This window comes from Burkholderia sp. AU19243 (genome assembly GCF_018148075.1).
Lineage (GTDB): Bacteria > Pseudomonadota > Gammaproteobacteria > Burkholderiales > Burkholderiaceae > Burkholderia > Burkholderia latens_A.
In genome coordinates this window covers 547,693-568,148 of record NZ_JAGSTV010000003.1, presented here as the reverse complement: position 1 = coordinate 568,148, position 20,456 = coordinate 547,693, and the positions used below count along the sequence as shown (strand labels likewise).

General features: G+C 66.1%; 21 protein-coding genes. 12 read left to right on the top strand and 9 right to left on the bottom strand.

The window, feature by feature from the left end; genetic code table 11:
* Positions 1-84: 84 nt before the first annotated feature.
* Together dnaN and dnaA are read right to left on the bottom strand one after the other, a co-directional pair.
* On the bottom strand, positions 85-1,191 hold the full coding sequence (gene dnaN, locus KDW55_RS08855) for a DNA polymerase III subunit beta (protein WP_040142608.1): 1,107 nt from the start codon (positions 1,189-1,191) through the stop codon (positions 85-87).
* A gap of 170 nt (positions 1,192-1,361) precedes the next feature.
* Positions 1,362-2,939, bottom strand: coding sequence for a chromosomal replication initiator protein DnaA (dnaA, locus tag KDW55_RS08850; protein ID WP_040142606.1), 1,578 nt, complete (start codon positions 2,937-2,939; stop codon positions 1,362-1,364).
* A gap of 421 nt (positions 2,940-3,360) precedes the next feature.
* On the opposite strand from dnaA, the gene rpmH reads away from it, so the two are divergent.
* The 4 genes from rpmH to yidC all read left to right on the top strand — a co-directional run bounded on the left by rpmH (position 3,361) and on the right by yidC (position 5,981).
* On the top strand, positions 3,361-3,495 hold the full coding sequence (gene rpmH, locus KDW55_RS08845) for a 50S ribosomal protein L34 (RefSeq protein WP_004198824.1): 135 nt from the start codon (positions 3,361-3,363) through the stop codon (positions 3,493-3,495).
* Between the two features lie 15 nt (positions 3,496-3,510).
* Positions 3,511-3,972: a ribonuclease P protein component gene (gene rnpA / locus KDW55_RS08840; RefSeq protein WP_040142604.1), complete on the top strand. Its 462-nt coding sequence runs from the start codon at positions 3,511-3,513 to the stop codon at positions 3,970-3,972.
* Positions 3,973-4,047: 75 nt separating this feature from the next.
* Positions 4,048-4,314 (top strand): membrane protein insertion efficiency factor YidD, encoded by a 267-nt coding sequence (yidD, locus tag KDW55_RS08835; protein WP_040142602.1) that lies wholly within the window; start codon positions 4,048-4,050, stop codon positions 4,312-4,314.
* Positions 4,315-4,322: 8 nt separating this feature from the next.
* A complete protein-coding gene (yidC, locus tag KDW55_RS08830; protein WP_040142599.1) occupies positions 4,323-5,981 on the top strand; it encodes a membrane protein insertase YidC in 1,659 nt (552 codons plus the stop codon).
* A 135-nt stretch (positions 5,982-6,116) separates the two neighbouring features.
* Here the strand turns inward: yidC and KDW55_RS08825 are convergent, their stop codons facing one another.
* Positions 6,117-6,554 carry a transcriptional regulator gene (locus KDW55_RS08825; protein WP_040142597.1) on the bottom strand — a complete coding sequence of 146 codons (438 nt, stop codon included), beginning with the start codon at positions 6,552-6,554 and terminating at the stop codon, positions 6,117-6,119.
* A gap of 337 nt (positions 6,555-6,891) precedes the next feature.
* Here KDW55_RS08825 and mnmE point away from each other — a divergent pair, with 337 nt between their 5' ends.
* The gene (gene mnmE, locus KDW55_RS08820) at positions 6,892-8,286 is read left to right on the top strand and encodes a tRNA uridine-5-carboxymethylaminomethyl(34) synthesis GTPase MnmE (RefSeq protein ID WP_069241897.1); all 1,395 of its coding nucleotides are present in this window, start codon (positions 6,892-6,894) and stop codon (positions 8,284-8,286) included.
* Positions 8,287-8,463: 177 nt separating this feature from the next.
* Here the strand turns inward: mnmE and KDW55_RS29595 are convergent, their stop codons facing one another.
* The 4 genes from KDW55_RS29595 to KDW55_RS08805 form a co-directional block, all read right to left on the bottom strand.
* Positions 8,464-8,586: a hypothetical protein gene (locus KDW55_RS29595; RefSeq protein ID WP_256976788.1), complete on the bottom strand. Its 123-nt coding sequence runs from the start codon at positions 8,584-8,586 to the stop codon at positions 8,464-8,466.
* Positions 8,587-8,737: 151 nt separating this feature from the next.
* Entirely contained in the window at positions 8,738-10,096 is a 1,359-nt protein-coding gene (locus tag KDW55_RS08815; RefSeq protein ID WP_212161804.1) for a sensor domain-containing diguanylate cyclase, read from the bottom strand.
* Between the two features lie 110 nt (positions 10,097-10,206).
* Entirely contained in the window at positions 10,207-10,455 is a 249-nt protein-coding gene (locus KDW55_RS08810; protein ID WP_040142591.1) for a DUF2795 domain-containing protein, read from the bottom strand.
* 104 nt (positions 10,456-10,559) lie between these two features.
* Complete coding sequence (locus tag KDW55_RS08805) at positions 10,560-10,730, bottom strand: hypothetical protein (protein WP_006489933.1); 171 nt, start codon at positions 10,728-10,730, stop codon at positions 10,560-10,562.
* Between the two features lie 131 nt (positions 10,731-10,861).
* Here KDW55_RS08805 and speG point away from each other — a divergent pair, with 131 nt between their 5' ends.
* The 3 genes from speG to KDW55_RS08790 all read left to right on the top strand — a co-directional run bounded on the left by speG (position 10,862) and on the right by KDW55_RS08790 (position 12,982).
* The gene (speG, locus tag KDW55_RS08800) at positions 10,862-11,404 is read left to right on the top strand and encodes a spermidine N1-acetyltransferase (RefSeq protein ID WP_040142588.1); all 543 of its coding nucleotides are present in this window, start codon (positions 10,862-10,864) and stop codon (positions 11,402-11,404) included.
* A gap of 502 nt (positions 11,405-11,906) precedes the next feature.
* On the top strand, positions 11,907-12,254 hold the full coding sequence (locus tag KDW55_RS08795; protein ID WP_040142586.1) for a surface attachment protein Sap1: 348 nt from the start codon (positions 11,907-11,909) through the stop codon (positions 12,252-12,254).
* A gap of 173 nt (positions 12,255-12,427) precedes the next feature.
* A complete protein-coding gene (locus KDW55_RS08790) occupies positions 12,428-12,982 on the top strand; it encodes a YaeQ family protein (protein WP_212148434.1) in 555 nt (184 codons plus the stop codon).
* 10 nt (positions 12,983-12,992) lie between these two features.
* Here the strand turns inward: KDW55_RS08790 and KDW55_RS08785 are convergent, their stop codons facing one another.
* Positions 12,993-13,406, bottom strand: a complete 414-nt coding sequence (locus tag KDW55_RS08785) for a VOC family protein (protein WP_040142583.1) — start codon at positions 13,404-13,406, stop codon at positions 12,993-12,995.
* Positions 13,407-13,835: 429 nt separating this feature from the next.
* Here KDW55_RS08785 and ada point away from each other — a divergent pair, with 429 nt between their 5' ends.
* From ada to gshA, 3 genes are all read left to right on the top strand, one after another.
* Positions 13,836-14,927: a bifunctional DNA-binding transcriptional regulator/O6-methylguanine-DNA methyltransferase Ada gene (gene ada / locus KDW55_RS08780; protein WP_212161803.1), complete on the top strand. Its 1,092-nt coding sequence runs from the start codon at positions 13,836-13,838 to the stop codon at positions 14,925-14,927.
* On the top strand, positions 14,924-15,898 hold the full coding sequence (locus KDW55_RS08775) for an AlkA N-terminal domain-containing protein (protein WP_212161802.1): 975 nt from the start codon (positions 14,924-14,926) through the stop codon (positions 15,896-15,898). The genes ada and KDW55_RS08775 overlap by 4 nt, the downstream gene beginning before the upstream one ends.
* Before the next feature lie 474 nt (positions 15,899-16,372).
* On the top strand, positions 16,373-17,986 hold the full coding sequence (gene gshA, locus KDW55_RS08770) for a glutamate--cysteine ligase (protein WP_040142576.1): 1,614 nt from the start codon (positions 16,373-16,375) through the stop codon (positions 17,984-17,986).
* A gap of 46 nt (positions 17,987-18,032) precedes the next feature.
* Here gshA and KDW55_RS08765 read toward each other — a convergent pair whose 3' ends face one another.
* On the bottom strand, positions 18,033-18,344 hold the full coding sequence (locus tag KDW55_RS08765; protein ID WP_209821219.1) for a DUF4148 domain-containing protein: 312 nt from the start codon (positions 18,342-18,344) through the stop codon (positions 18,033-18,035).
* Between the two features lie 379 nt (positions 18,345-18,723).
* Here KDW55_RS08765 and KDW55_RS08760 point away from each other — a divergent pair, with 379 nt between their 5' ends.
* Positions 18,724-20,364, top strand: coding sequence for an L-lactate permease (locus KDW55_RS08760; RefSeq protein ID WP_059545650.1), 1,641 nt, complete (start codon positions 18,724-18,726; stop codon positions 20,362-20,364).
* Positions 20,365-20,456 lie beyond the last annotated feature (92 nt).

The following is a 20,456-nucleotide window of genomic DNA, read 5'->3' as shown; positions in this document are numbered from 1 at the left end:
CACCAAAGGGACGGGTTGTCAGTTCGCCATAAAAACGCCAAAGGGGCTTGCCGCCCCCTGGTGTGTGTCGCGATGTCGAGCGCGTCAGATGCGCATCGGCATCACGACATACTTGAATTCGTCGTTCTCGGGCACGGTGATCAGCGCGCTCGAGCTGGCATCGCCGAGGCTCACCTGCACGGTGTCGACCTTCAGGTTTGCGAGCACGTCGAGCAGATACGTGACGTTGAAGCCGATATCGACGGTATCGCCCTGGTACGCGATTTCGAGTTCTTCCTGCGCCTCTTCCTGATCGGCGTTGGTCGACATGATCTTCAGCTGGCCCGGCGCGACGATGCAGCGCACGCCCTTGAACTTGTCCGAGGTCAGGATCGCCGCGCGCTGCAGCGAGCGCTGCAGCTCTTCACGGCCGATCTCGAACGTGTTCTTGTGCGCCTTCGGGATCACGCGCTGGAAGTCGGGGAACTTGCCCTCGACCAGCTTCGACACGAGCTCGACGCCGCCGAACGTGAACTTCGCCTGGGTCTGCGCGATGTCGATCGTGACGGTGTCGTCGATATCTTCGAGCAGGCGCTGCAACTCGAGAATCGTCTTGCGCGGCACGATCACTTCCTGGCGGCCGAACGTGCCGCCTTCGAGCTTCATCGACGAGAACGCGAGGCGGTGGCCGTCGGTGGCCACGGCCATCAGCTGGTCGCCGTCGACGACGAGCAGCATCCCGTTCAGGTAATAGCGGATGTCCTGCTGCGCCATCGCGAAGTGCACCATGCCAAGCAGCTGGCGGAACGACTTCTGCGGGACGGTCAGGCTCGCGCCGAAATCCTTCGCCTGCGCGACGGTCGGGAACTCGTCGGCGGCGAGCGTCTGCAGTGCGAAGCGGCTCTTGCCGGACTGGACGGTGAGGCGCTTGTCCGCGAGCGACAGCGTGACCTGCCCGTCGGGCATCGCGCGCAGGATGTCGAGCAGCTTGCGGGCCGCGACGGTGGTGGCCACCTGGTCGCCGCCGACGCCGAAATCGGCGCGCGTGGTGATCTGCAGCTCCAGGTCGGTCGACAGGAAAGAAACGTCCGGGCCGTTCTTGGTGATCAGCAGGTTGGCGAGGATCGGCAACGTATGGCGGCGTTCGACGATGCCGCTGACCGTTTGCAGCGGCCTGAGGAGTGTGTCTCGTTCGGTCTTGACCAGTTGCATAGAGTTCCTTCGTTGAGTAACGGCCTGCAGCGCAGCAGCCTCGCAGCGCCCCGCCGGCCGGGCTCTTGGCCCGCCGCCGCCGGGGCGGTCAAACCTGTATTGTGCCTCAAAACCGAACCGCCCCCCTTAAATTGGGGCGGAGGCCGAATTATCAAGCGCGGTGCGCGCGCTCACCCCTTCAGCGTCTGTTCCAGCACGTGCAGTTCGTGGTTCAGCTGCGCGTCCTTGCTGCGCTCGTCGGCGATCTTGCGCACCGCGTGCAGCACGGTCGTGTGATCGCGCCCGCCGAACAGCTCGCCGATTTCCGGCAGGCTCTTCTGCGTGAGTTCCTTCGCCAGATACATCGCAATCTGCCGCGGCCGCGCGATGTTCGCGGGGCGCTTCTTCGAATACATGTCGGCGACCTTGATGTTGTAGAAGTCGGCGACGGTCTTCTGGATGTTCTCGACCGAAATCTGCCGGTTCTGCACGGTCAGCAAGTCCTTCAGCGCTTCCTTGGTCAGCTCGATCGAGATCTCGCGGCCGTGGAACTTCGAATACGCGAGGATCTTGCGCAGCGCGCCTTCGAGCTCGCGCACGTTCGAGCGCAGGTGCTTCGCGACGAAGAACGCGACGTCTTCGGACAGGTTCACGCCTTCCGACTGCGCCTTGCGCATCAGGATCGCGACGCGCATTTCCAGCTCGGGCGGCTCGATCGCAACGGTGAGGCCCGAGTCGAAGCGCGAGATCAGGCGATCGTCGATGCCCGAGATTTCCTTCGGATACGTGTCGCTGGTGATGATCACCTGCGCCTTGTTCGCGACGAGCGCCTCGAACGCGTAGAAGAATTCCTCTTGCGTGCGCGACTTGCCGGAGAAGAACTGGATATCGTCGATCAGCAGCAGGTCGAGCGAATGGTAGTAGCGCTTGAAATCGTCGAACGCCTTGCGCTGGTACGCCTTCACCACGTCGGACACGTATTGCTCCGCGTGGATGTAGCGGATCCGCGCGCCGGCCTTGTCCAGCAGCAGCTGGTTGCCGATCGCGTGGATCAGGTGAGTCTTGCCGAGGCCGACGCCGCCATACAGGAACAGCGGGTTGTACGAGATGCCGGGGTTGTCCGCGACCTGGATCGCGGCGGCGCGCGCGAGCTGGTTGGCTTTACCGGTCACGAAGTTGTCGAACGTGAGCACCGGGTTCAGCTTCGAGCGTTCATACATCGAATCGGCTTCGCCGCCGTTCGCGGGTGCGGCGCCCGGACCCGGCCGCCATGTGCGGCGGCCGGCCGCGGCTTCGTGCGCGGGCAGGCTCGGCAGGTCGATGTCGGCGTCGTCGGCGTTCAGGTGGTGCGCGGCAGCCGCCGACGGCGTCATCGGCACGTCGGCCGGCGCGCTCGGCGCAGCCGATGCGTTCGCGGTCAGGTTGGCGGCGATCGCGGCGACCGTCGCAGCGGGGCCGCTCGGCGCGAGCGGCGCGCGCGGAGCGGCCGGTGCGGCGCCCGCCGGCGCGCTGCGCATGCCGGCCTTCGGATCGAGAACGAACTGGACTTCGATCGGCGTGTTCCAGAATTCCCGGGCCAGATCGGAGATCCGGCCCGAAAACTGGCTCTTGACCCAGTCCAGCTTGAAGCGGTTCGGCGCGGCGATCGACAGCGTGTTCGCCGACGCATCGAAGGCCACCGGGGCCAAGGGTTTGATCCACGTCACGTACTGCTGGGGCGTCAGCTCGCGCTCCAGCAGTGCGGAACAGTGTTGCCAGAAATCGTTCATCAAGTAGCTGTCGTTTTTTGCATGCACAGCGCGGCTCGCCGGCGCCCTTGTCGCGGTTGCGCCACAAGGCCCGAAGCGGTCGTGCGAGCGTGCCTCGGACGCCTGCGTCACAGTGTGGGAAAGGCAGGCGCATGCCGAAGCGGCGTGCGGGATTCTTGGAGATAAGGCGAGATTCTACCGCCAAACGCGGCCACAGCGCGACTTATCCACAGGCCCGGGTTGTGGGTCGCGGGGCCGGATCGGTGCGGGCCGGCACAGGCGGACGACTCGTAAAGTATTGACCGTCAAGAGAAAAACGGTTTAAATAGCGGGTTCCGCGAAAACCAATCCTGTATTCCCGGCGATTGCGTTCGCCCGAATGCCTCCGGTTAAGGGCACGCGGTCCCCTGAATTTCGACATTCTCGAACAAGTGAGAACATCATGAAACGTACTTACCAACCGTCCGTGACGCGCCGCAAGCGCACCCATGGCTTCCGTGTCCGCATGAAGACGGCAGGTGGCCGCAAGGTCATCAACGCTCGCCGCGCGAAGGGCCGCAAGCGCCTCGCCATCTAAGGCAGGTTGCGCGCTGTGTCCGCCGTCCGCAGTTCTGCGGAAGGTGCCGTCGAGCCGGGTGCGAATCCGTCACAGACGAAAGCCGCCTTCCCGAAAGCTGCGCGACTTCTGAAAACGGATGAATTTTCATCCGTTTTTCGTTTGCGCCCCTGGCGGCGCTCCGCGCACTTCGTGATCTACGGCAAGCCGACCGGCCAGCCTGCCCGTTTGGGGCTCGTCGTCGGAAAGAAGTATGCGCCGCGAGCGGTAACCCGTAACCTCGTGAAGCGGCTGGCGCGCGACGCGTTTCGCCTGCGCCGCGCCGAATTCGCCGGTTACGACCTGCTGCTGCGGCAGCACACGCGCTTCGACAAGAAGGCGCTGCCGAGCGCGGCCTCCGCCCCGCTCGCGGCGATGTGCGCGGCGGAAATTCGCGAGCTGCTCGACAGGGCGGCCCGGGAGATCGCGCGCCGTGCGTCGAAGCCCGCGTCCGAGTGACGCATCCGTCCGTGGTGCGGCGTGCGCGCCCGCCCGGCCGGTTTTGACGCGGCGTCGAACGGCGCCGCCCAAGGTATGGAAACGGTATTGATCGCGTTGCTGCGCTTCTACAAGGTTGCCGTGAGCCCGATGCTCGGCAACCGGTGCCGTTTTTATCCTTCCTGTTCGGATTACGCGCGCGAGGCAATCCAGTATCATGGCGCCGCGCGCGGCACGTATCTCGCCGTCAGGCGCGTGTGCCGATGCCACCCGTTTTCCGCGGGCGGCGTCGACCTCGTCCCGCCGCCCAACTCCGACACTCGCGCTCGCGGCGAAGCCGACGCGCGGTCCCATCGACTCTGAGACAACGCATGGATATCAAACGCACCGTCCTATGGGTGATCTTCTTCATGTCAGCTGTCATGCTGTACGACAACTGGCAGCGCGACCATGGACGCCCGTCGATGTTCTTCCCGAGCGCCACGCATACGGCTCCGGCCGCTGCCGGCGGCGCATCGGGCACGGGCGCGACGACGACCGCCGGTGACGCACCGGCCGCCGCGGCGGGCGCCGCACCGTCGACGACGGCACCGGCCGCGCAGGCGCAGCTCGTGAAGTTCTCGACCGACGTGTATGACGGCGAAATCGACACGCGCGGCGGCACGCTCGCGAAGCTGACGCTGAAGAAGCAGGGTGACGGCAAGCAGCCGGATCTGTACATCACGCTGTTCGACCACACGGCCGGCCATACGTATCTCGCGCGCACGGGCCTGCTCGGCGGCGACTTCCCGAACCACAACGACGTCTACACGCAGGTCAATGCGGGCCCGACGTCGCTGACGGGCGACCAGAACACGCTGAAGCTGTCGTTCGAATCGCCGGTGAAGGGCGGCGTGAAGGTGATCAAGACCTACACGTTCACGCGCGGCAGCTACGTGATCGGCGTCGACACCAAGATCGACAATGTCGGCACCGCACCGGTCACGCCGACGGTCTACATGGAGCTGGTGCGCGACAACACGGCCGTCGAAACGCCGATGTTCTCGCATACGTTCCTCGGGCCGGCGGTCTACACCGACGCGAAGCACTTCCAGAAGATCAACTTCAGCGACCTCGACAAGAACAAGGCCGACTTCGTGAACTCCGCCGATAACGGCTGGGTCGCGATGGTGCAGCACTACTTCGCGTCGGCGTGGATTCCGCAACAGGGCGCAAAGCGCGACATCTACGCTGAAAAGATCGATCCGACGCTGTACCGCGTCGGCGTGAAGCAGCCGGTGGCCGCGATCGCGCCGGGGCAGTCGGCCGACGTTCAGGCGCGCCTGTTCGCGGGTCCGGAAGAAGAGCGCATGCTCGAAGGCATCGCGCCGGGCCTGGAGCTCGTGAAGGACTACGGCTGGGTGACGATCATCGCAAAGCCGCTGTTCTGGCTGCTCGAGAAGATCCACGGCGTGGTCGGCAACTGGGGCTGGGCGATCGTGTTGCTGACGGTGCTGATCAAGGCCGTGTTCTTCCCGCTGTCGGCGGCAAGCTACAAGTCGATGGCGCGCATGAAGGAAATCACGCCGCGCATGCAGGCGCTGCGCGAACGCTTCAAGAGCGATCCGCAGAAGATGAACGCCGCGCTGATGGAGTTGTACAAGACCGAGAAGGTCAATCCGTTCGGCGGCTGCCTGCCGGTCGTGATCCAGATCCCGGTGTTCATCTCGCTGTACTGGGTGCTGCTGGCGTCGGTCGAAATGCGCGGCGCGCCGTGGATTCTGTGGATTCACGACCTGTCGCAGCGCGATCCGTTCTTCATCCTGCCGGTGCTGATGGCCGTGTCGATGTTCGTGCAGACGAGTCTGAACCCGACGCCGCCGGACCCGGTTCAGGCAAAGATGATGAAGTTCATGCCGATCGCATTCTCGGTGATGTTCTTCTTCTTCCCGGCCGGTCTCGTGCTGTACTACGTTGTGAACAACGTGCTGTCGATCGCGCAGCAGTACTACATCACGCGCAAGCTCGGCGGCGTCAAGAAGCCTGCCTGATGCGCACGCACGCGGGCGGGAGCCGCCCGCGATGCACGCAAAAAAGCCGCATGGTGCAATCCATGCGGCTTTTTTGTTTCCGGTGGCCGGCACCGGGGCGACGACGGCGTTCGTGCGTCCGTTCGACCGCGGCCGTCAGGCCTTCTTCGCTTCGATTTTCGGTTCGACGTGGTAGAACTGTTCGATCAGCTCCTGCACGAGGTAGCGTTGATGCGGCGGCAGCGCCTCGATCTTCGACGCGAGTTCGATCGTCTCGGGGGTGGGCGGATAGCGCTCGTCGCGCGGAAGCGGTTGCGGCGTCGGATGCTCGATCACGCTCGGCGACGGCCCGTAGTGCAACCAGTGCAGTTCGACGCGCAACCAGCTCGCGAGCGTTTCGAGTTTGTCCGGCGTCGGAATCGTGCGGCCCGTCAGCCATTTGTGCGCGGTTTGCGGCGAAACCGGGTGCTCGCCGCGGTGACGCAGATTGAACCGGTTCGCGAGTTCCGTCGCGCCGGTGACCTTCTCCGGGCTGCGCCGCAAGGCGAATTTCAGGCGTTCGGAGAACGCCGCTTTTTCTTCGGGTGTCGGCATGGGGGTGATTGTGCAATTCCACCGCGGCGTATCAGACAACCGTATAGGCGAAAGATATCTCATTCGGACGAATCCCAAGCGGGCTGCAGGCATGAGATGAAATCGCGGCCCCTGCGTCGGCCCGTTCCGACGGGCGTACACGTCCGAAATAGACGCGATCGGCTCGCCCTCGCGTGATACTCGACTTAGCTCCGCCGGGATAAATTCGGGCGAGTTCGAAACTGACGGAGTGACCGGCCGCGTTCAGGCCGGCGCGCTACAATGCCGGCGTTCCGATGCCCGCGGTGTTGTGCGGGCGCACCATTCATCGACTGACCACCCGACCCATCCGATTCCCATGCTCGCTACCGATTCCGATCCGATCGTCGCCATTGCCACCGCTGCCGGCCGGGGTGGCATCGGCGTCGTGCGCGTGTCGTTCGGGCGCGGCGGCGAGGCGGCCGCACAGCCGCTGATCGACGCGTTGTGCGGGCAGCGGCTCGCGCCGCGTCATGCGAGCTACGTGCCGTTTCTTGATGAGCACGGCGCCCCGCTCGACCGCGGGATCGCGCTGTATTTCCCTGCGCCGCATTCGTATACCGGCGAGCACGTGCTGGAACTGCAGGGGCATGGCGGGCCGATCGTGATGCAGTTGCTGCTGCAGCGCTGCCTGGATGCGGGGCGCGGCTTCGGGTTGCGGCTTGCGGAGCCGGGCGAGTTCACGCGGCGTGCGTTTCTTAACGACAAGCTCGACCTCGCGCAGGCCGAGGCGGTGGCCGACCTGATCGAGGCGAGCACCGAGGCGGCGGCGCGCTCGGCAGGCCGCTCGCTGGACGGCGCGTTCTCGCGGCAGATCCATGCGCTCGTCGAGGACGTGATCACGTTGCGGATGCTGGTCGAGGCGACGCTCGATTTCCCCGAAGAAGAGATCGACTTCCTGGAAGCGGCCGATGCGCGCGGCAAGCTCGCGACGATTCGCGAGCAACTCGCGCATGTGCTTGGCGATGCGCGGCAAGGTGCGCTGCTGCGCGAAGGGCTGTCGGTGGTGCTGGCGGGGCAGCCGAACGTAGGCAAGTCGTCGCTGCTGAATGCGCTCGCCGGCGCGGAGCTGGCGATCGTCACGCCGATCGCGGGGACGACGCGCGACAAGGTCGCGCAGACGATCCAGGTCGAAGGGATTCCGCTGCACATCATCGACACGGCCGGCCTGCGCGAGACGGAGGACGAAGTGGAGCGGATCGGGATTGCGCGCACGTGGAGCGAGATCGAGCGCGCGGACGTCGTGCTGCATCTGCTCGATTCGCGCACCGGAATGACGGCGGACGACGAGGCGATCGCGGCGCGGTTTCCCGGCGGCGTGCCGGTGGTGCGCGTGCTGAACAAGACGGATCTGACCGGCGTGCCGGCTTGCGTCGAGCATCCGGCGGCCGAAGGTGATCTGACGGAAGTGCATCTGTCGGCGAAGCGCGGCGACGGGATCGACATGCTGCGTGCGGAACTGTTGCGAATCGCGGGATGGCAGGCGGGGGCGGAGGGCGTTTATCTCGCGCGCGAGCGGCACTTGATCGCGCTGCGCGCGGCCCAGGATCATCTCGCGCAAGCGGCCGATCATGCGGAGCAACGCGCACAGTCGCTCGATTTGTTCGCGGAGGAATTGCGGCTCGCGCAGGAGCAATTCAATGCGATTACCGGCGAGTTTACTTCCGACGATCTGCTCGGGGTGATTTTCAGCAGGTTTTGTATCGGGAAATGAGCGTCGGCGTTCCCGCTGGCGATGTCTTGTACGAAGCGAAACGATCCGCCGTCGCATATGCCGATGGGCCGCCCTTGGCCATCGCCGCGGTGAATCTCTCCTTCATTTTCGGCGTTCTGCGGTATCGTTCCGCGCGCGTCAGCAGCCTCCGTGTGACTGGAACCGGATGTCGCGGCATCAATCCCAATGCCGATGATGATGGTAATACCCGTCACCGTAATACCCGCCCCCATCCGGCACCACGATACAGCCGCTCAGCAACACGGCCACGCCGGCAATCAGCAAAAGGGTTTTCTTCATCGCGTTCACCTGCTCGGGGTTCAATATGGAACCCAGCATAGCGAGCGCGATCCGCACCGGCTGTAAGCGATCGTTTCGCTGCGCGGTAATCCGTAACGGCGGATTATTCCGGTCACAATGACCGTAACAACTCGGCAATGCGCAGATGTTTTCAGGCCGCGACGATGCAGTTGCGTCCCGCACCCTTCGCGCGATACAGCGCGGCATCGGCGGCTTCGATCAGCGCATCGGGCGTCGACAGTTCATCGGCCGACACCGTCGCGCAGCCGACGCTGACGCTCACGCGGCCCGCCGGCGATGAAGGCATCGCGAGATCGAGCCGCAACACGGCGTCGCGCACTTCTTCGGCGACGACGCGCGCGCCGCGCGCGCCGGTGTTCGGCAGCACGATCGCAAACTCCTCGCCGCCATAGCGCGCGACGATGTCCGCAGGCCGTCGCACCGCACCGGCCAGCGCACTCGCGACCGCGATCAGGCACGCATCGCCCTTTACGTGACCGAACGCGTCGTTGTAGGCCTTGAAGTGGTCGACGTCGACCATCAGCAGCGACAGCGGCTCGCCCTGACGCCGCGCCTGCAGGAACAGCGTGTGAAAGTGATCGTTGAAGTGACTCCGGTTGAACGCGCCGGTCAGCCCGTCGCGCGCGGAAGAACGCACCAGCATCGCATGCGCGTCGAACAACTGCCGATACAGCTTCGTCACTTCCCACGCAAGCACGCACACCAGCACCCCCGGCGTGAACATGCTGAACACGCGCGCCAGATACCAGCCGACCGTGAAGCGGTTGGTGGTGAGCACGTTCAGTGTCGTGTCGGTGAGACACGCAAGCACCGCGATCGCGAGCCACAAATCGAGCGTCGTGCGCAGCCGGCCCGCGGCCAGCACCGCCACCAGCGCAAGCGCATTGAGAATCCACACGACGAGCGCAATCCCGTTGACGGGCAGCATGGCCGCATCGGCCGGCGGATGGAACGCGGGTGGCAACGCAACGTTCAGCGCAAACACGCACAGCAGCGCCGCCGCGGCAGCCGGGCCGCCGACCAGCACGATCGCCCACCAGCGCGTTTGCGCAGCACTGACGGGTGCCCGCGTGAGCCGTTCGCGCGCGAACAGCGCGGCCATCACGAAGCACGGAAAGCCGGCATGCCAGAACACCCACATCCACGCGGCGCTCTGCGGCCGCGCGCCAAGCAGGCCGTGCGGCGCGAACACGCCGGGAAAGGTGAGCAACTGCAGCGCCACGGCGAGCGCCGTGAACGCATAAGCGCCGCCGAGTGCACCAAGCACGGGCTGGCGCGTGACGGTGAACTGCGCGCCGAGGAAGAACGCCGCGATGCTCGCGGTGGTGAACACGGTCAGCGCGCACATCGGCATGAACGGTTCGACGGCCGGCAGCGCCACGTTCGCGTGCGGCACGGCGATGCCGAGGGCGAGCACGATGACGAGCGCCGTCAGCGCGCCGAACCACAGCTGACGGCGCGTCGTGTGCTGGATCAGGATGCCTTCCATCGATTCCCCCGACGCTCTCGTGCGGAAACGCCCGGTCTTGGCGCCGGGCAGCATGCATCCGGCCGCCACGCGACCGTGCGGCCCGATCCTATCCTGTTATCGAATGTCGCTCAAATGCTCAGACCAGGACCGAAGTTGCCGGCAACCCAGCGCGTGACGGCGTCGACGTCCGCGTAGTCCTGTTCCGGCAGGCCGTCGAGCATCGACAGCACTTCGTTGCTCGCGCCGGCGTCGCGCGCGGCGTCGACGATCGCATCCTTGTTCGCCGGATAGCGGACCGCAGCAAGCACGTCGGCGATCTGCAGGTCGATCGCTTCGCCGGGGACATCGTGGGCAGGGAGGATAGGTTTGTCGTTCACGTCGGCGTCTCGCTGGTTGAGCGGGAATCGGTTCGGAGCGGAAGGCGGTGGCAGCGCGCGGCGGCACGTCCGTGCGCGGGTCGCGGGTACGGTGGTCGGCTCCGTCAATGGCCGCGCCGGACCCGACGCCACGGATGCTTCCAGTCGATATGCGGGGCGTTTTCGTCGCGCGGATGCTGCCGCCGATGTTCCTGCCACAGTTCGTCGGAGAACAGTGCGGCCACGATCACGAGTGGCAGTACGAGGAAGATGCCGAGTATCACTTGCTCGATCACGATAGCCTCCTTGCGGTGGCGGGAACCCTTGCTCCCATTCTAGGCTCTGAACTCCGCCCGCGTTCAAACTTCTTGCGACGCATCCGCGGTGCACACGCGGGCCTCGAAAACGACAGAAAAAGGACACGAACATGCAACTCCAGAACGATACGCATACGCTTGCATTGCGGCCGCTGGAGCGCCAGGACCTGCGCTTCGTCCACGAGTTGAACAACGACGCAAAAATCATGCGCTACTGGTTCGAGGAGCCGTACGAAACCTTCTCCGAGCTGTCGCAACTGTATGACCGGCACGTGCATGACCAGCGCGAGCGCCGCTTCGTCGCGGTCGATGCGCAGGACCAACTCGTCGGTCTCGTCGAACTGATCGAGCTCGACTACATCCACCGCCGCGGCGAATTCCAGATCATCATCGCGCCGCAATGCCAGGGGCGCGGCTACGCGGGTCAGGCGACGCGTCTCGCGATCGAATACGCGTTCAAGGTCCTGAACATGCGCAAGCTGTATCTGATCGTCGATACGTCGAATGCGGCAGCGATCCACGTGTACGAGAAATGCGGATTCCAGCACGAGGCCGAATTGAAGGAAGAATTTTTCGGAAACGGCGCGTATCACAACGCTTATCGGATGTGCATCTTCCAGCGCGATTATTTCAAGCGCGCAGAATCCGCTTGACCCACGCCAGGTAAAAACCGCGGGTAAACGCGCTGCACGGCCGCGCCGCTGCAGCGTTCGACGTCCTGCCGGAAATGCGGGTAAATACGAACGCGCTTATACCTGGCATTTTTCTTGTATCAGGTAATTCCGTTGCCGCGCTGCGGTAAATTCATATCGTTTTTGGATGACTTTATGTGCGATGCATCAAAAGCATCTCGATATTGAAGTGAATTATCCAAACCGTTCACCGCTCGTTCCGTAACTTCGCTGAAAGCCTTGTCCGGTAACGAGCGACGCACGGCGGCGCGATTCGTTCCGTTCAATTCCGGCGCGCGCTCGGCCGGCGTCGCATCGGAAAAACGCGCCGCGTGCGGGGTGCGACAATTCGCCGCTATTGCGATAGCACAACAAATGTGCTTGATATTGCTTGCCGGTCTTCTAAAGTGAAAAACGCGGGTTCACGATCACCTTTAAACACATAGCTAACCCAGCCTGGCGCCCGCAAGCATGGAGACAGAACATGATGAAGCGAACCGGTGTCCTTTTTGCCCTTGTCGGTGCATTTTGCGCGGTGTCGATCGCTCAGGCAGGCGGTGATGCGGCCGTGAAGCCGAAGCAGGAAATCCAGCTGACGAAGAACGCATGGGGCTGCCTGTCGAAAGACAATTTGGACTCCGTACTGAGCCACGAGCGTGACGGCAAGTCGCAGGCGAAGCAGCAGTATTTCGACGACTTCCGTTGCCTGTCGGTGCCGGAAGGCCAGCGCTTCCGCGTGGTGTCGGTCGATCAGGGCGACGTCCAGTTCGTCAGCGCCGACAACAGCGACCAGCAGGGTCTCTGGACCGATTCGCGCTTCGTCAAGCAGTAACGCGCACGCCTCTCGCATCCGCGCGCCGGCGCCGCACGCCGGCAGCGCGGCCTGAATACGGCCCGGCTGACGCCGGGCCGTAGCGCTGTGGAGCGCCCCGCACGCGCCGGGCGGCGCGCATTCGGTATCATCACGGCCCGACCGAACCGAATGCCCGCCCGGGCCGTATACGCATGGCGCTGAAATCCACGATCTACAAAGCCGAGCTGCAAATCGCCGACATGGATCGGCACTATTACGCCGATCACACGTTGACGGTCGCTCGTCATCCGTCGGAAACCGACGACCGGATGATGGTACGTATCGTCGCGTTCGCGCTGTTCGCGCACGAGCGTCTCGAATTCTGCAAGGGGCTGTCGGACGTCGACGAACCGGATTTGTGGCAGAAAGACCTGACGGGCGCGATCGACGTGTGGATCGAGGCCGGGCAGCCCGACGAACGGCGTATCTCGAAGGCCGCCGGACGCGCGGGCCAGGTCACGGTGATCGCGTACGGCGGCAAGACTTCGGATATCTGGTGGCAAGGCGTGCGCAGCAAGGTGGAGCGGCTGCGCAACGTGCAGGTGCTGTCGCTGGCCGACGGCGTCGCGGCCGCGCTCGGCCGTCTGGCCGAGCGCACGATGCGCCTGCAGTGCACGGTACAGGATGGCGCTGCGTGGATCTCGAGCGCCGACCACGATCCGGTCGCGGTCGAATGGACGGTGCTGAAGCCGCGCGCCGACGCGTGACGGGCGGCGCTCAGCCGGGCGGCGCAGGCGGCCCCTTGAACTCCAGCATGTTTCCCTCGGGATCGAACAGATAGATCGACGGGCCATAGCCGCCGGCGCCGTAGCGCTCGGCCGGCGCGGCGGGGCGCGCGCCATGCGCGGCGAAATGCCGGGTCAGCGCGTCGACGTCGAACGGCTCGGCGCGCAGGCACAAATGGTCGAGATTGCGGCCGGTGCCGGGCGGCCCGCTGTCGGGGCGGTCGATCGGGCCGCCGACCGCCAGCAAATCGATCAGCGCGTCGCCTGCGCGCAACTGGACGAGGCCGAGGTCCGGCTGTTCCTTCTCCACGTGGCAGCCGACGGCGTCGCAGTAAAAGCGCGTCATCGCAGCCATGTCGGTCACGCGCAGCACGACGTGATCGATCGCGCGGATGGTCGGTTTCATGGGCTGGCACTCCGTTCGCGGTGGGCGTGCACCGAGTGTAGACCGCACCGGCGACGCGCGTCGGCCGGTGACGCGGGAGACGGACGAAAAAAAGCCCGTTCACGCAGAGCGGAACGGGCTTAATCCATATCAGGAGGAGACATGGAGGAGACAGTTCCAACTATACACACGGCGATGGTGCGTTGCAATATTCCGAGTGTAAAAAATCGTCAGGACGGCGATTTGTCGCAGCTGCAGTGCAACAAAACGATGACGTGATGATGACGATAAACACGCCGAAGCAGCGAGCGTACCGTTTTTCGACCGATCGACCGGGTTTTATGTGGCCCCGTTTTTTCCTTCGCGAATGACAGAGCAAGATCCGGCGCGCGACGGTGCATGCCGGTGTCTAGAGTAGGCACCATCTACACTAGAGTGTGCGAGGTACAGATGAAAACCGCCTACCCGACCGACGATGCCCGCTGGGGCGCCGTGACCACCCGCGATCCGCATGCGGACGGCGCGTTCTTCTATGCGGTGCGCACCACCGGTGTGTTCTGCCGCCCGAGCTGCGCGTCGCGGCTGCCGCGGCGCGAGCACGTCTCATTCTTTGCCAATCCGGCCCACGCGCGCGCAGCCGGCTTCCGCCCGTGCAAGCGCTGCCAGCCCGAAGGGCTGCCGCGCGAGCTCGAGATCGTCGAGCGCGCGTGCGCGGTGCTGGACGCGCATCCGGAGCGGCTTACGCTGCAGCAGCTGAGCGACGCGGTGCACGTGAGTCCGTTCCATCTGCAACGGCTGTTCAAGCGGGTGGTCGGCGTGTCGCCGCGGCAGTACCAGGCCGCGCAGCGCGGCGCCCTACTGCGCGATGCGCTGCAGAGCGGACAGCCGGTGACCCGCGCGGCCGCCGACGCGGGCTTCAACTCGCCGTCGCGGCTTTATGCGTCGGTGCCGCGCGAGCTCGGGATGGCGCCGTCCGCATTCCGCCGGCAGGGCGCGGGATTGCGGATCGACTTTGCGACCGCGTCGACTCCGCTCGGCACGGTGCTCGTCGCCGCAACCGAACAGGGCATCTGCCGGATCGCGTTCGGCGACGAACCGGCGTCGCTCGTCGCCGAGCTGAACGATGCGTTCGCGCGCGCCGAGCGCGTCGAATCGCCGTCGCGGCTCGCGCCTTTCATCGCGCAGATCCGCGCTTACCTGGACGGCACGCGGCACGCGTTCGACCTGCCGCTCGACATCGCCCCGACCGCATTCCAGCAGCGCGTGTGGGAAGCGCTGACGCGCATCCCGTACGGCGAAACGCGCAGCTATTCGGAGATCGCCGCGGCGCTCGGCTCGCCGCACGCGGTGCGGGCCGTCGCATCGGCGTGCGCGTCGAACCCGGTCGCGCTCGCGATCCCTTGCCATCGGGTCGTGCAGAAGGGCGGCGCGCTTGCCGGCTACCGCTGGGGCGTGCGGCGCAAGGCGACGCTGCTCGCGTCCGAGGCGCGTCATCTGCGCGACGATGAAACCGAAGCCGTTGCGGAGGGCGACGCAGTTTGAGCATCGAAACAACCACGATTGCGTCGATCGCGGAGGGCGGCCAGGTGCCGCCGTCCGCGCAGATGGAACTGCGCTTCAAGGCGCCGTACGACTGGGCACGCGTGTTGCGCTTTTTCAGCGGGCGGGCGATTCCGGGTGTCGAGCAGGTCGTGGACGGCGCGTATCGCCGGATCATCGATCTGCATGGCGACGCGGGCCGGCTCACGGTCACGAAGCATCCGCGCCGGCATGCGCTGATCGCAACGATCGACGGGGCGGCCGCACGCCACGTCGACGACGCGTTCGCGCACCGCGTCGCGTCGATGTTCGACCTCGGCGCCGACCCGGCCGCGATCGGCGGCGGCCTTGCGCGCGATCCGTGGTTCGCGCCGCTCGTGGCGGCCGCGCCGGGGCTGCGCGTGCCGGGCGCATGGTCGGGGTTCGAACTCGCGGTGCGCGCGATCGTCGGTCAGCAGGTGAGCGTGAAGGCCGCGACGACGATCGTCGGCCGGCTCGTCCAGCGGGCCGGCGAGCGCGTCATGCACGATGACCGGATGCCGGCGCCGGACGGCGCGCCCGCATGGCGCTTTCCGGCGCCGGACGCGCTCGCCGCATGCGATCTGGAGAAGATCGGGATGCCCGGCAAGCGGGCCGCGGCGCTGACGGGCATGGCGCGTGCGGTCGCGGCCGGCCACGTGCCGCTCGACCCCGCGCACGCCGATCTCGACACGCTGCGCCGCGCGTGGCTCGACCTGCCCGGCATCGGCCCGTGGACCGTCGAATACATCGCGATGCGCGCGTGGCGCGACCCCGACGCATGGCCGGCGTCGGACCTCGTGCTGATGCAGTCGATCGCCGCGCGCGATCCGTCGCTCGACCGCCTCGCGAGCCAGAAGCGCCGCACCGACGGCTGGCGGCCGTGGCGCGCGTACGCCGCGCTGCATCTGTGGAACGACGTCGCGGACCGGGCCGGCGGCGCGCGCGGCGGATGACGCCTGCAGCGGCCGCCGGCACGGCAACCGCGCGGTCGCCACGTACGCCGTCGGCCGCTCCGTGCGGCGGCGATCGGTCGGTGGTCCTCACGGTTGCAACGCGTGATCGCGATCGGCCGGGTTCGACGTCGGCAGCCGTTCCCATCCGGCTGGCGCGCGCGGTTCGCGGCTGACGGGGCGCGGGTTGCACCTGCGTGCGCAGCGCCGCCAGTCGTCGATGTTCCTTCCGACGAATGCACGCGCATCGCGCGTCCGTCGTGGCCGACCGTCGCCGGCTGCGCACGCGGCGATCGCCGCCATCGATCCGCTCGGCAGGCCGCCCGGCGGCCCGCCGCGGCCGGCGCGCGCGGTGCGGAGCCACCTCAAGCGCGCGTTTCGGCGAGATGTTAAAGTGCCCGCTACCAACGAAGCGACCAATAATCCAGCCGGCCGCGCGCGGCGTTTTGCGCGCGGCCGTCACGCACTTGCGTCTCCATGTCGAACACCATGACTCACCGCCAGTCCGAACTGCTGCTGAATCGTCTCGAAGCGCTGAGCTCGGGCCCGACGCGGCAGCATCTGCCCGACGGCCTGCGCGGCATCGAAAAGGAAAGCCTGCGCGTGACGCGCGACGGGATGATCGCGTTTACGCCGCATCCGCGCGCGCTCGGTTCGGCACTCACGCATCCGTCGTTGACGACCGACTATTCCGAAGCGCTGATCGAACTGATCACGCCGGCCGAAGCCGACGCTTCGATCACGCTCGAACGCCTCGACGATCTGCATCGCTACGTGTACGCGTCGCTCGGCGACGAGATGCTGTGGAACGACTCGATGCCGGGCCTGCTGCCGGCCGACGACGAAATCCCGATCGCGGACTACGGCACGTCGAACATCGGCCGCCTGAAGACGGTGTACCGGCGCGGCCTGGCGTATCGCTACGGCCGCACGATGCAGTGCATCGCCGGGATCCACTACAACTATTCGCTGCACGAGGAAGTGTGGCGGCGCCTGCACGCGGAAGAGGGCTCGACGGCCACGCTCGTCGACTATCAATCGGAACGCTATCTCGCGCAGATCCGCAACTTCCGCCGCCGCAGCTGGCTGTTGATGTACCTGTTCGGCGCATCGCCGGCGCTCGATACGAAATTCCTGCGCGGCAAACCGCACAAGCTCGACGCGTTCGATGCCGATACGCTGTACCTGCCGTATGCGACGAGCCTGCGGATGAGCGACCTCGGTTACTCGAACACGACCGCGCAAGCGGCGCTGCAGGTCGACTACAACACGCTGCCGGGCTATCTCGACGCGTTGTCGAAGGCGGTGAGCGAGCCGTATCCGCCGTACGAGGCGATCGGCACGCATCGCGACGGCGAGTGGATCCAGATCAACACGAACGTGCTGCAGATCGAGAACGAGTTCTACTCGACGATCCGGCCGAAGCGCATCACGTATTCGGGCGAGCGTCCGCTGCATGCGCTCGCGTCGCGCGGCGTCCAGTACATCGAAGTGCGCTGCCTCGACATCGATCCGTTCGAGCCGACCGGCATCGCACTCGAGACCGCGCGCTTCATCGATGCGTTCCTGCTTGCATGCGCGCTCGACGAGAGCCCCGCGCTCGACTGCGACGGGTACAAGGAAGCGAATGCGAACTTCGGCAGCGTGACGATGGAGGGCCGCAAGCCGGGCCTCACGCTGATGCGCGATGGCCAGCCGGTCACGCTTCAGGCATGGGCCGACGACCTGATGACCGATATCGAAACCGTCGGGCGCCGGCTCGACGAGATTCGCGGCGGCGACGAGCATGCACGCGCGATTGCCGCGCAGCGCGAGAAGCTCGCCGATCCCGAGCGTACGCCGTCGGCGCGCGTGCTGCGCACGATGCGCGAGAACGGCCAGTCGTTCCTCGCGTTTGCGCGGGCGCACAGTGAAGCGCATGCCGCGCACTTCCGTGCGAACCCGCCGTCGGCGGAGACGATGCGCGCCGAGCAGGCGCTCGCGGCGAAGTCGCTGGCCGAGCAGGCCGAGCTCGAAGCGAAGGAGGCAGGATCGTTCGACGCATTCGTCGCGGCCTATCGCGCCTATACGCTGAACCGCTTCAGCGTGTGATCGCCCCTGCGCGTCGCGCGGCGGGCTTGCCGGCTGCGGGCGCGCTTCAGTGATGCGCGTACGTGTCGCGATCGATCGCGTGCGGCAGTGCCGGCTTCCCCGATTCCATCTTCGCATCGCCTGCGCTGCCGTAGCCGGCCGCATCGCCGCGCGCCTGCGCGGCGCGCTGCATGATCCGTTGCATGTTCTCCGGGAAGTCGGGACCGCTCGCCAGGTTCGCCCGGTAGCCGGCGGCCTGTAGCTCCGCGAGTTCGTGGCGGACTTCCGCACGCGTCAGCGTCGACGCGGCCTCGGCTTGCGCGGTGACGGCCGAGCCGATCAGCAGCAACGCGCACGCTGCCGGTTTCATGGTTTTCATCGTGTTGGCTCCGTGATGATTCCGGCTCCGCCAGCGCATCGGCGCCACCGGAATCGATGCAGCGAGTCTAGGCTTCGGACGCCAAACGAAATACCCCGCGTGCCGTCAGGCTCCTTTGCCCGCTGCGCAACATTGCGCCTGTGCCTTTCCTGACACGCGCGCCCGCTGGCCGCCAGCCTGCGTCCATCGTGCGGCGAACGCCGTGTATCGGCACTGCGCGCATCGGGCTTGCCCTCCTTGTACAAGCGCGACACGCCTCCTAACCTCGTTTAAGCGACCGCTCGGTCGGCGCTGCGGGCATGGTTGCACGCGCAAGCGTCGGACCAGCGTCGCGGCCGTGGAACGCACATTCGGACCTGGATCGGAGACACGACACACGATGAATCCCACCGCAGCCATGCCGCCCGGCATCCTGTTCGCGCAGCCGTTGACGCCCGTCGCCAACTCGCTGTTCCTGTCATTTCTTGTCGCGGTGATTCCGATCGCGGTCGCGCTGATCGCGCTCGGCGTGCTGCGACGGCCAGCGTGGCAGGCGTCGCTCGCCGGCCTGGTTGCCGGGCTCGCGGTCGCGATCGGCGCGTGGGGTATGCCGGCCGGCCTCGCGTTCAACGCGGTCGGCGCCGGCATGGCGCTCGCGGTCGTGCCGGTGATGTGGATCGTGTTCAACGCGTTGCTGCTGTACAACATCGCGGTGAAGTCGGGCCGCTTCGACCAATTCCGGCAGTGGATGCTCGACCATTTGCCCGACGATCGCCGCCTCGTGCTGCTCGTCGTCGCGTTCTCGTTCGGCTGCCTGCTCGAAGGGATCTCGGGCTTCGGCACGCCGGTTGCAATCACCAGCGCGCTGTTGATCGCGCTCGGCTTCCCCGCGCTCGACGCGCTCACGTACACGCTGCTGTTCAACACCGCCCCGGTCGCGTTCGGTGCGCTCGGCGTGCCGATCACCGTGCTCGGCGCGGTCACGTCGCTGCCGCCCGCGACGCTCGGCGCGATGGTCGGCCGGCAACTGCCGTTCTTCGCGCTGCTGCTGCCGTTCTACGTGGTCGGCGCGTACGGCGGCCTGCGCTCGATCGCGAAGCTGTGGCCCGCGCTGCTGGTGTCCGGCGGCAGCTTCGCGATCGCGCAATTCGTCACGTCGAACTTCCTCGGCTACCAGCTCACCGACGTGTTCTCGTCGCTGAGTTCGCTGATCGTCACGATCGGCTTCCTGCAGTTGTGGAAGCCGCATCCCGACCCGCAGTACGCGCTCGCGCGCAGTGTGCCCGCGACCGCCGGCGCCGCACGCGCCGGCTTTGGCGGCTGGCTGCCCTGGCTCGTCGTGTCGGTGGTCGTGATCGTCTGGGTGCACGCGAACATCGCGGCGATCGGCGACGTGAAGATCAAGTGGCCGGGGCTGCACAACGCGGTGTTCGTGTCGCTGTATCACAAGCCGTATGCGGCAATCTGGGACTTCCAGCCGCTCGGCACCGGCACCGCGATCCTCGTGTCGGCGATCATCACGGCCGTGCTCACGCGCACCGGCATCGGCGCGTTCTTCGAATGTGTAGTCAAGACGTGGCGGCAGACGTGGATCGCGATCGTCACCGTGATGATGATCGTCGGACTCGCTTACCTGCTGAATTACTCGGGCATCAGCTATACGCTCGGTACCGGCGTCGCGTCGACCGGCGCGCTGTTCCCGCTCGTGTCGGCGTCGCTCGGCTGGATCGCGGTGTTCCTGTCCGGCAGCGATACCTCCGGCAACGCATTGTTCGGCAACCTGCAGGTCGTCGCCGCGCGGCAGCTCGGCCTCGATCCGGTGCTGATGGCCGCGACGAACTCGTCGGGCGGCGTGATGGGGAAGATGATCTCGCCGCAGAACATCGCGACCGGCGTGTCGACGACCGACCTGAAGGGGCAGGAAGGCGTCGTGTTCGCGCGCACCTTCTGGCACAGCGTGATCCTCACGCTGCTGCTCGGCGTGCTCGTGTTCCTGCAACAGCACGTGCTGACGTGGATGATCCCGGCGCTGCCGAAGTAGGCGCGTTGAATGCGGCAGCCGGTCCGCGCGGGTACGGCAGCGCGATGGCGTGCGCCGTCGGCGAGTCGCCTTGCAGGGCGTGCCGCGAGCAC

Coding starts and splice junctions, on each gene's coding strand:
- ada (WP_212161803.1), top strand. CDS start 13,836: ATGAAAACCGCCTACCCGACCGACGATGCCCGCTGGGGCGCCGTGACC.
- gshA (WP_040142576.1), top strand. CDS start 16,373: ATGTCGAACACCATGACTCACCGCCAGTCCGAACTGCTGCTGAATCGT.
- KDW55_RS08760 (WP_059545650.1), top strand. CDS start 18,724: ATGAATCCCACCGCAGCCATGCCGCCCGGCATCCTGTTCGCGCAGCCG.
- KDW55_RS08795 (WP_040142586.1), top strand. CDS start 11,907: ATGATGAAGCGAACCGGTGTCCTTTTTGCCCTTGTCGGTGCATTTTGC.
- yidC (WP_040142599.1), top strand. CDS start 4,323: ATGGATATCAAACGCACCGTCCTATGGGTGATCTTCTTCATGTCAGCT.
- KDW55_RS08785 (WP_040142583.1), bottom strand. CDS start 13,406: ATGAAACCGACCATCCGCGCGATCGATCACGTCGTGCTGCGCGTGACC.
- KDW55_RS29595 (WP_256976788.1), bottom strand. CDS start 8,586: ATGAAGAAAACCCTTTTGCTGATTGCCGGCGTGGCCGTGTTGCTGAGC.
- KDW55_RS08790 (WP_212148434.1), top strand. CDS start 12,428: ATGGCGCTGAAATCCACGATCTACAAAGCCGAGCTGCAAATCGCCGAC.
- KDW55_RS08765 (WP_209821219.1), bottom strand. CDS start 18,344: ATGAAAACCATGAAACCGGCAGCGTGCGCGTTGCTGCTGATCGGCTCG.
- speG (WP_040142588.1), top strand. CDS start 10,862: ATGCAACTCCAGAACGATACGCATACGCTTGCATTGCGGCCGCTGGAG.
- rpmH (WP_004198824.1), top strand. CDS start 3,361: ATGAAACGTACTTACCAACCGTCCGTGACGCGCCGCAAGCGCACCCAT.
- dnaA (WP_040142606.1), bottom strand. CDS start 2,939: ATGAACGATTTCTGGCAACACTGTTCCGCACTGCTGGAGCGCGAGCTG.
- dnaN (WP_040142608.1), bottom strand. CDS start 1,191: ATGCAACTGGTCAAGACCGAACGAGACACACTCCTCAGGCCGCTGCAA.
- mnmE (WP_069241897.1), top strand. CDS start 6,892: ATGCTCGCTACCGATTCCGATCCGATCGTCGCCATTGCCACCGCTGCC.
- KDW55_RS08825 (WP_040142597.1), bottom strand. CDS start 6,554: ATGCCGACACCCGAAGAAAAAGCGGCGTTCTCCGAACGCCTGAAATTC.
- yidD (WP_040142602.1), top strand. CDS start 4,048: ATGGAAACGGTATTGATCGCGTTGCTGCGCTTCTACAAGGTTGCCGTG.
- KDW55_RS08815 (WP_212161804.1), bottom strand. CDS start 10,096: ATGGAAGGCATCCTGATCCAGCACACGACGCGCCGTCAGCTGTGGTTC.